Genomic DNA, 9,257 nt, shown 5'->3' with positions numbered 1-9,257 from the left:
CCGTGGAAGCGTTCCTGCGCGGCGATCCGGAGGCGATCCTGTTCGTCGAATTCGCCGAGGACGACGACGAAAATGCCCGCCGGCTGAAACAACTCGGCGCGCTGATCGGCGATCTCGGCATCGCCTGGGACAACAGCGGCGCCAAATGGGGCGGCGTCGTCGAGGTGCTCGATCCCAAGCTGCAGGCCGGCATCACCGAGGTGCGCACCGCGGGACTCAACATCATGATGTCGATGAAGGAGGCCGGCAAGCCGATCTCCTTCGTCGAGGACTGCGCGGTGCCGCTGCCGCATCTCGCCGACTATACCGAGCGTCTCAACAAGATCTTCGCCAAGCACGGCACCAGCGGCACCATGTACGCGCACGCCTCAGAGGGCTGCCTCCATGTGCGCCCGGTGCTCAACCTCAGGCTGGACAAGGACGTCAAGGCGATGCGCGCCATCGCCGAGGAGACCTTTGCCATGGTGCGCGAGTACAAGGGCTCGCATTCCGGCGAGCATGGCGACGGCATCGTACGCTCGGAGTTCCACGAGGCGATGTTCGGCCCGCGCATCGTCGCCGATTTCGGCGAGGTCAAGCACCGCTTCGATCCGGCCAATATGCTCAATCCCGGCAAGATCGTCGATCCGCCCAGAATGGACGATCGCGCGCTGTTCCGCTATCCGCCGGCCTATCGCGTCGGCGAGTTGAAGACCGTGCTCGACTGGTCGGCCTATCCCGGCAGCGGTGGCGGCTTCCAGGGCGCGGTCGAGATGTGCAACAACAACGGCGCCTGCCGCAAGCTCGAGGGCGGCGTGATGTGCCCGTCTTATCGGGCGACACGGGACGAGAAGGATGTCACGCGCGGCCGCGCCAATACGTTGCGGCTCGCGATTTCCGGCCAGTTGGGCCGGGATGCGCTGGCCTCCGACGCCATGATGGAGACGCTGAAGCTCTGCGTGTCCTGCAAGGCGTGTCGCCATGAATGCCCTACAGGCGTCGACATGGCCAAGATGAAGATCGAGGTGCTGGCCGCCCGCGTCGCCGAACACGGACTTCGGCTGCGGGACCGGCTGGTCGGCTATCTGCCGCGCTATGCCGACGCCGCCGCGCGCCTGGCGCCGCTCGCGAACTGGCGTAACAACAGCCCGCTGCTGCGCCGGCTGCTCGAGAGATTTGCCAGCATCAGTGCCAGACGTGCCCTGCCCGCGTTCCGGCGCGATGTGTTCCGCACCGACAGCGAAGCGATCGGACCAGCCGACGGCCGCGAGGTCGTGCTGTTTGCCGACACCTTCAACCGCATCTATGAGCGGGAAAATCTCGATGCGGCGTTGCGCGTGCTGGTTGCGGGCGGCTATCGCGTCCACATTCCGAAACCCCTGGATGGCGGCCGGCCGCTGTGTTGCGGGCGGACCTTTTTGTCGGCAGGCTTGGTCGACGAGGCCCGCGTCGAGCTCGACCGTCTGGTTGCGACCTACGCGCCGTTCGCGGCCCGCGGCGTGCCGATCATCGGACTGGAGCCGAGCTGCCTGTTGACGCTGCGCGACGAGCTGCTCTCGCTGCGCGCCGACGAGACCGCGAAGACGATCAGCGCGCAGGCGCTGTTGTTCGAGGAGTTCCTGGTGCGCGAGGCGCAGGCCGGCCGGCTCGAGCTCCCGCTCGGCGCGATGCCACAAAAAGTTCTCGTGCATGGCCACTGCCACCAGAAGTCCTTCGGCGCCTTCAGGCCGGTCGAGCAGGCATTGCGGCTGATTCCCGATCTGACCGTCGAGATCATCGAGTCGAGCTGCTGCGGCATGGCCGGCGCATTCGGTTATGGCGCCGACACCTATCAGGCCTCGATCGCGATGGCCGAATTGTCCTTGCTGCCCGCGGTGCGCCAAGCCGACAGGGCCACGCTGGTCGTGGCCGATGGCACCTCGTGCCGCCACCAGATCAAGGATGGCGCCGAGCGCCCCGCCCTGCACGCCGCACGGGTGCTGGCGTTGAGCCTCGATCGCGCGCGGCCTCTCTCAACCTCCGTCCCATCAAAGGAAAGCATCCATGGCTGAACTGACCCTCGACGTTGCCCGCAAGATTCTCGACGCCGCGCTCGCCAAGGCGATCGAGAAGAAGCTCAAGCCGCTCGTCATCACCATTCTGGACGCCCGCGGCGCGGTCAAAGCCACCGCCGCCCAGGACGGCACCAGCCTGCTGCGGGCCGAGGTCGCCCACGGCAAGGCCTATGGCGCGCTCGCGATGGGCATGGGATCGCGGGCGCTGTTCCAGCGCGCGCAGGAACAGGGCTATTTCATCGACGCGGTGAACACGCTGGCGCAAGGGCGGCTGATCCCGGTGCCCGGCGGCGTCTTGATCCAGGACGGCACCACCCTGCTCGGCGCCGTCGGCGTCTCCGGCGACACCTCCGACAACGACGAAATCTGCGCCATTGCCGGGATCGAGGCTGCCGGATTGAAGCCGAACGCGGGCTGAGGCATCGCGCGCCAAAGTGGAGCGCTGATACAAGGGTAGGGCGAAGCGTGCCCACCGCTTTCGAAAACGTCGTTGCGCCCGACGCACTCAGTCGTCATGCCCGGGCTTGTCCCGGGCATCCACGTCTTCGCAGTGCCCGCGGCGAAAAAGACGTGGATGGCTGGGACGAGCCCGGCCATGACGATGAACCAGCCGGTTCCGCTTGCACGAAACCGAGTACCGGCAATACAATTCAAGAAAACAACGCGGGAGAACAGCGATGCTCGCCAACCGTATCGAGGCGCGCCCGACATCCGGTGCGGTGGGTGCCGAAATTCTCGGGGTCGACCTGTCGAGCGGGCTCAACGGCTCCGATGTCGCGGACTTGCGCGCGGCGCTCAACACATACGGCGTGATCTTTTTTCGCGATCAGGCGATATCTCCCGAACAGCACATCGCCTTTGCGGAGCGTTTCGGCACCATTAACATCAATCGGTTCTTCAGGGCCGCCCCGGGCTATCCGCAAATCGCCGAGGTGCGCAAGGAGCCGAACCAGACAACCAATATCGGCGGCGGCTGGCACACCGACCACAGCTATGACCAGATTCCCGCACTCGGCTCGATCCTGCTCGCGCGCGAGGTGCCGCCGCGCGGTGGCGACACGCTGTTTGCCAGCATGAGTCTTGCCTATGAGGCGTTGTCCGACGGGCTGAAGCACACGCTGCAGCAGCTCCGCGCCGTGCATTCGAGTCGCCACGTGTTCGGGGCGGCCTCGCAATATGTGCAGGACTCCGATGGCCGTCTCGGCAATTCCGACAAGGCCACGCAGGATGCCAGCCATCCCGTGATCATCCGTCACCCCGAGACCGGCCGGAAGACGCTCTATGTGAACCCGGCCTTCACGCTGCGGTTCGAGGGCTGGACCGACGCCGAGAGCAAGCCGCTGCTGGACTTTCTTTATGCGCATGCCTCAAAGCCGGAATTCCAGACCCGGTTCGTCTGGCGCGAAGGCTCGATCGCGTTCTGGGACAACCGCGCGACCTGGCATCTCGCGGTCAACGACTACCACGGCGAACGCCGCCTGATGCACCGCATCACGCTGGACGGCGTAGCGCTGGAATAGCGTTCGAGCTGAAGGCGTAACCCGCCGTCTCTCCACACGAGGCCCACACGACCGGCAATGCGACGTCGGCGCGAATCTGAAAATCGCGCCCCATCATTCGCGGAGGTGAAGAGGCGGGTTACGCCGAGCCTGCCATCGGGCCGTGCTTTGCGCGGACCCGGCGGGCTCCGCCCGTCCTATAAGCGTCCGCTAACTCGCGGCCGCGTTGATCTCCGGCGGCGGTCCGGCTCGAACCACCGCCTCTCCTTCCATCGGCAGGCCGGCGAAGCGGCGCAGGGCTTGCGCCATCCTGGCGCGGCCGCTGACGCCGGTGATCACGACGTCGACCATGGTGAAGGAGGAGTGGAAGTGGCCCTTCGCCTGAAGCTGCTCGACCGGCACGCCGGCGGTCGCCATCGCTTCGGCATAGGCGATGCCCTCGTCGCGCAGCGGATCGAATTCGCAGGTCACCACGAATGCCGGCGGCAGGCCCGCAAGCTGACCGCGCAGCGGCGAGACGCGCGGATCGGTGCGATCGGCGGGCGAGCAGTATAGATCCCAGAACCAGAACATCAGCGACCGCGTCAGGAAATAGCCGTTCGCATTGTCGGTGTAGGACGGCCGGTCGAAGGTGCAGTCGGTGACCGGGCAGACCAGGAGCTGGCCTGCGATCTGTGGGCCACCGCGGTCGCGCGCCAACTGGCAGGTGACCGCGGCGATGTTGGCGCCGGCGCTCCAGCCCGCGACCAGCACCGGTCCCGGCCTGCCACCGAGTTCGGCAGTGTGCTCGGCGATCCAGCGCGTCGCGGCAAAGCCGTCCTCCGCCGCAGCCGGGAAGCGGTGCTCGGGCGCATGGCGATAGCCGACGCTGACGACGATCATCCCGCTGCGCCGGCAGATGTCGCGGCAGAACGGATCGTCGGACAGTTCGTCGCCCAATACCCAGCCGCCGCCGTGAAAATAGACCAGGATCGGATGCGGCCCGGGCGTCGCCGGCCGATACAGCCGATAGGGCAGCGGACCGTCGGCACCCTGCAGCATGCCGGTCCCGACCTCGCCGACCGGACGACCGGCCGGACGCAGCGCGTTGAACTGCGTGACGAAGTCGCGCGCGCCCTGCGCGCCGAAGCATTCCAGCGGCGGCAGGTTCATGTCCGCCAGCATGTTCAGCACCAGCCGCACATCCGGCTGCAGGCGAACGATCTCGCCGTCGTTGCATTGCGCGGCGCCGTTGGGGCCGGTGAGCCGGAAGCCCAGCATGCCCCGGCTCACGACCTCGTTGCAGATGCTGCGATAAGGACCGACGCCGCCGGTATAGGGCATCACACCCTGCGGCTTGCCGGGCACGTTGGCACCCGTGTACCAGGTGTTGGCCAGCCGGTGCAGCGTCAGCATCGAGCAGTCGGCCATGTGCCGCGCCCAGCCGGCCTGCGCAGTCTCGGTTGGCTCGATCGTGGTGAAGCCCTGGTCGCGCAGCGCGATCAGGCGGTCGACGACAAAGTCGACATGCTGCTCGATCGAGACCGCCATGTTCGACAGCACCGACGGGCTGCCCGGGCCCGTGATCATGAAGAAATTGGGGAAGCCCGCCACCGTGAGCCCGAGATAGCTCTCCGGCCCGTGGGCCCAGACGTCGTTGATCGATTTGCCGCCGCGGCCGGTGATCGGATGAATCGCTGTGATGGCGCCGGTCATGGCGTCGAAGCCGGTCGCGAACACGATCACGTCCAGGTCGAAGCTGCGCTTGTCGGTCTTGATGCCGGTCGGCGTGATCGCGGTGATCGGCTCCTGTCGCAGATTCACCAGCGTGACGTTGTCGCGATTGAAGGTCGCATAGTAATTGGTGTCGAGGCAGGGCCGCTTGGACCCGAACGGATGATCGTTCGGGCTGAGCGCGGCCGCGATCTCCGGATCCTTGACGATGCCGCGGATTTTCTCGCGGATCAGCTCGGCCACGAGGTCATTGCCCTCGGTATCCGCACCCTGGTCGGCCCAGAGCTGGGTCAGGATGTAGACGAGATCGCCGGCCGCCCACGCCGTCTCGAACCGCTCGCGGCGCTCGGCGTCGCTCAATTGCCAGCTGACGATTGTTTGTTGCGGGTGGGGAACGCCGACCAGCGACAAACGCGCCTGCTCGCGATAGGCGGCGCGGTCGCCCTGCAGCATGGCCATGCGATCCGCCGGCGCCGGACCATTATGGGCCGGAAGCGCGAAGTTCGGCGTGCGCTGGAAAACGATCAGTTGCGCGGCCTGTTCGGCGATCAGCGGAATCGACTGGATGCCTGACGATCCCGTGCCGATGACGGCGACGCGCTTGCCTGAGAGATTGACCTGGTCATGCGGCCAGCGGCCGGTCAAATAGATCTCGCCCTTGAAATCGTTGACGCCATCGATCTCTGGCGGTTTTGGCGCGGAGAGACAGCCGGTGGCCATGATATAGTGGCGGCAGGAGACCGGTGCGCCGTTGTCGGTCGTGAGCAGCCAGCGTTCCGCCGCCTCGTCCCACGTCGCGGCCTCAACCCTGGTGCCGAAGCGGATGTCGCGCCTGAGATCATAACGGTCGGCGACGAAGCCGAGATAGCGCAGGATTTCCGGCTGGGTTGCGTATTTCTCCGACCATGTCCACGCATGCTCCAGCTCCGGATCGAACGAGTAGCTGTAGTCGATGGTCTGGATGTCGCAGCGCGCGCCGGGATAGCGGTTCCAATACCAGGTGCCGCCGACATCTCCGGCGGAGTCCAATGCGACCGCGCTCAAACCTGCCTTGCGCAGGCGATGCAAAAGATAGAGGCCGGCAAACCCGGCACCGACTACCGCGACATCCACCTGTTGTGCATCGCCGTTCGCAGCCTCCGGCGCACGTGCCGCAACCATATCCTCTGGCATGCCATCCTCCCGTGGGTTTTTGCGTTGCTATCTTGTTTGTTGTTTTGTCGGACGCTACTGCCGCGACGCTGATTTGTCATCATCAAGTTCAATCTTCGGTAGTTGCGTTTTCACGCTAGCGTCTTCGCTGCGATGCGGCGCGGCGGCAATGAGAAGCGTCGATCGCGATGTCCGCCGAGGAATCGAGCGATAAATGCACCACTTGCGACGAAGCAATGCACGCTTTCTTCGCGGCACGAACGGTGTTTCGCTGGCGCTCACAATGACGGCGAGGCCGTCCTCAATGTTGAGCGGGACGACAGCCAGCTCTTGCTTACTTCCCCGGCCATACCGGCTTGCGCTTCTCCGCAAACGCCCGCATGCCTTCCTTGGCGTCCTCGGTCATCGCGAGCAGCGCGATCTGGCTTTCGGTGTAGGCGATGCTCTCGTCGAACGACATCGCGGCGATCACGCGCATGGCGTATTTGCCGCGACGGATCGCGGTCGGCGACTTGTCGATGATGCGGCCGATCAGCCAGTCGACCTTGGCGTCGAGCTCGGCGGCCGGCACGACATGATTGAGGAGGCCCGCAGCCTGCGCGGCCCTGGCGTCGAACGGCTCGCCGGTCAACGCCCATTCGCTGACCAGCCGCGGCGGCGCGATCGCCTGCAGCAGGCTCAGGACCTGCATCGGAAACACGCCGACTTTCACCTCGGGCAGCCCAAAGATCGCGTGATCGACGGCGACCGCCATATCGGTCATGCACAACAGCCCCATGCCGCCCGCCATGCAGACGCCGCCAACGCGCGCGATCGCGGGCTTGGTGGCGTCCTGCGACAATCGCAGCAGATCGGCGTAGTCCCCATTGGGTCTGGAAAAATCGAAAGCGAAGGCGGCACCGGCATTCTGCAGATCGGCGCCGGCGCAGAACGCCTTATCGCCCGCCCCGGTCAGGACGATGGCTCGCACGTCGCTGTCCTGATGGGCGTCGCGATAACCCCTGGCGATGCCGGCGATCACCTCGCCGTTCAGCGCGTTGCGCTTGTCCGGCCGGTTGATGATGATCCAGAACGCTTGCCCGCGTTTCTCCAGGATGACGCTGCTCGTGTCGCTCATGATCCTGCCCCGCTTGCTCCCGTTTTCGTGATCATTTGCGGCCGCGGGGCCGACCACTGCAAGGACGATTTCCACGCGGGCGCCGGGCAAAAGCCACGTTTGCGAGGCCCGTGCTGTGGCAAAGGAGCCTCGCCGCGCCGGAAAAACGCTCCCTGTCAGGGCTCTTCTATTGCGGATGCGAATAAGGCAATGGTACGCCCGATCGACCGGGCGGCCAGCCGAGGAACTCATGACGTCAGATATCTGCAATCGTTTTCATGCAAGCCGATTTTCGTCGTCGTTCTTGCCGACATTCGGTGCGCTCAGAGCGGCGGCGATCGCGATTCTGCTGCTCGGCATCGCTTTCAATCCGGGCGCGGCGGAGGCCGCACCGGTGGCGTCGGGCGTTCACGTTTATCTCGTACGCGGCGTGCTCAATATTTTCTCGCTCGGCATGGACCAGATCGCCGCCCGGCTGCAGCAGCAGGGCATCAGCGCCAGCGTTCACAATCATCTGATGTGGGCCTCGATCGCCGACGATGCCGCCGCCGAATACCGCAGCGGGCGCGCCAAGACGATCATCTTGGTCGGTCATTCCTCCGGCGCCACCTGCCTGCCCGATATCGTGGCGCGGCTGGACCAGCAGGGTGTCCCGGTGAAGCTCGCGATCGGACTGGATTCGGTGTTCCACACCAGCCTGCAGGGCCGTGTCGGACGCTATGTCAACTTCTACGTCGGGAACGGCGCCGGTAAGCCCGTCGACAGGACCGCCGGTTTCCGCGGCTCGCTGGAGAATGTCGACGTCGAGGCGGTGCCCGGCGTGTCGCACCTGACGATCGACAAGAACGAGATCATGCAGCAGAAGGTGATCGCGGCGATCGACGCGGTGGCGTTCAGCAATCCGACCCGGGTATCCGCGGCAAGGCCGGCGCCTGTGACCGGCGCGTTCTCGGCGACTGCCAGGACGAGGCACGCGGCCGCCAACTGAGCGGCCTCGACCAAGGCTTGGCGCCCAATCGATCAGGCGTGGGGCTGCGCCTCAAATTCCGCCCATTCATCGGCAATGCAACGCCAACGCGCGCCAGATGGCGTGCCGTGGCATGGTCGCTGCCGACAGCGACCGGTATAGCGATCCATGGACCGGTTTTGAAAACCAGACAGACGGGTCGAAGGCCAGCCACCGCGCTGCTGGCGGCGGCGATCCTGCTTTGTGCCGGCGCCGAGCTTGCGCGCGCCGGCGACGTCGCGGCGCTCGGACAACCCACGTCGCAAAGCCCGGCCCATCGCCTGCCGCAAACCAAGGATGCACCCGGTCCCGCGGTTGTCTCGGCGCCGCCGCAGGCCGAAGCACCGCCGATCGTGCCCCGCGGCCGCGTCTATCTGTTTCGTGGCGCAATGGGCCTGATCTTCTCGCGCGGCATGGACCGGCTGACCGAGAAGCTGGAGCGCGCTGGCATCACGGCCAACGTCTACGAATTCACGCTCTGCAGCCTGATCACGGGACCCGCGATCGACGAATACCGCCGCGATCCCGAGCCGATCATTCTGATCGGCCACTCGATGGGCGGGCGCTGCGCCCTGCAATTCGCCGAAAAGCTGCAGGACGAGGGTATTCCGGTCAGTCTCGTCGTCACCATCGATCCTGCGCATCTGAGCCCAGACGTGCCTCTCAACGTCGAGCGGTTCATCAACATCTTCCTGTCGAAAGACGTGCTCGGCGGCGGCGACATCAAGCCTGCGCCTGGTTTCCAGGGTGACTACGCG

Annotated in this window: 7 protein-coding genes; 5 read left to right on the top strand and 2 right to left on the bottom strand. The window is 65.7% G+C overall.

The window, feature by feature from the left end; all coding sequences use genetic code 11:
• The 3 genes from WCB02_RS00410 to WCB02_RS00400 form a co-directional block, all read left to right on the top strand.
• Positions 1 to 2,030 (top strand): FAD-binding and (Fe-S)-binding domain-containing protein (locus WCB02_RS00410; RefSeq protein ID WP_423955122.1); only part of this gene is annotated, 2,030 nt, incomplete at its 5' end.
• Positions 2,023 to 2,451 (top strand): GlcG/HbpS family heme-binding protein, encoded by a 429-nt coding sequence (locus tag WCB02_RS00405; RefSeq protein ID WP_423955121.1) that lies wholly within the window; start codon positions 2,023 to 2,025, stop codon positions 2,449 to 2,451. The genes WCB02_RS00410 and WCB02_RS00405, both read left to right, overlap by 8 nt.
• Positions 2,452 to 2,710: 259 nt before the next feature.
• Positions 2,711 to 3,553, top strand: a complete 843-nt coding sequence (locus WCB02_RS00400; RefSeq protein WP_423955120.1) for a TauD/TfdA dioxygenase family protein — start codon at positions 2,711 to 2,713, stop codon at positions 3,551 to 3,553.
• Positions 3,554 to 3,742: 189 nt separating this feature from the next.
• On the opposite strand, the gene WCB02_RS00395 is transcribed toward WCB02_RS00400, so the two are convergent.
• Together WCB02_RS00395 and WCB02_RS00390 are read right to left on the bottom strand one after the other, a co-directional pair.
• Positions 3,743 to 6,418, bottom strand: coding sequence for a flavin-containing monooxygenase (locus WCB02_RS00395; protein WP_423955119.1), 2,676 nt, complete (start codon positions 6,416 to 6,418; stop codon positions 3,743 to 3,745).
• A gap of 313 nt (positions 6,419 to 6,731) precedes the next feature.
• Positions 6,732 to 7,514 carry an enoyl-CoA hydratase/isomerase family protein gene (locus WCB02_RS00390; RefSeq protein WP_423955118.1) on the bottom strand — a complete coding sequence of 261 codons (783 nt, stop codon included), beginning with the start codon at positions 7,512 to 7,514 and terminating at the stop codon, positions 6,732 to 6,734.
• A gap of 229 nt (positions 7,515 to 7,743) precedes the next feature.
• Here WCB02_RS00390 and WCB02_RS00385 point away from each other — a divergent pair, with 229 nt between their 5' ends.
• Positions 7,744 to 8,481 carry a hypothetical protein gene (locus WCB02_RS00385; RefSeq protein WP_423955117.1) on the top strand — a complete coding sequence of 246 codons (738 nt, stop codon included), beginning with the start codon at positions 7,744 to 7,746 and terminating at the stop codon, positions 8,479 to 8,481.
• 158 nt (positions 8,482 to 8,639) lie between these two features.
• Positions 8,640 to 9,257: thioesterase domain-containing protein (locus WCB02_RS00380; protein ID WP_423955116.1), on the top strand; the 618-nt coding region annotated here is incomplete at its 3' end.

Origin of the sequence: Bradyrhizobium sp. (genome assembly GCF_049581145.1) — a bacterium.
Taxonomy (GTDB): Bacteria; Pseudomonadota; Alphaproteobacteria; order Rhizobiales; family Xanthobacteraceae; genus Bradyrhizobium.
The sequence above is the reverse complement of the archived record's forward strand: the minus strand, read 5'-3'. Positions and strand labels throughout refer to the sequence as shown.

Excerpts from the sequence above, each read along its gene's own strand:
- WCB02_RS00385 (WP_423955117.1), top strand. The coding sequence starts at position 7,744 with ATGACGTCAGATATCTGCAATCGTTTTCATGCAAGCCGATTTTCGTCG.
- WCB02_RS00395 (WP_423955119.1), bottom strand. The coding sequence starts at position 6,418 with ATGCCAGAGGATATGGTTGCGGCACGTGCGCCGGAGGCTGCGAACGGC.
- WCB02_RS00390 (WP_423955118.1), bottom strand. The coding sequence starts at position 7,514 with ATGAGCGACACGAGCAGCGTCATCCTGGAGAAACGCGGGCAAGCGTTC.
- WCB02_RS00400 (WP_423955120.1), top strand. The coding sequence starts at position 2,711 with ATGCTCGCCAACCGTATCGAGGCGCGCCCGACATCCGGTGCGGTGGGT.
- WCB02_RS00405 (WP_423955121.1), top strand. The coding sequence starts at position 2,023 with ATGGCTGAACTGACCCTCGACGTTGCCCGCAAGATTCTCGACGCCGCG.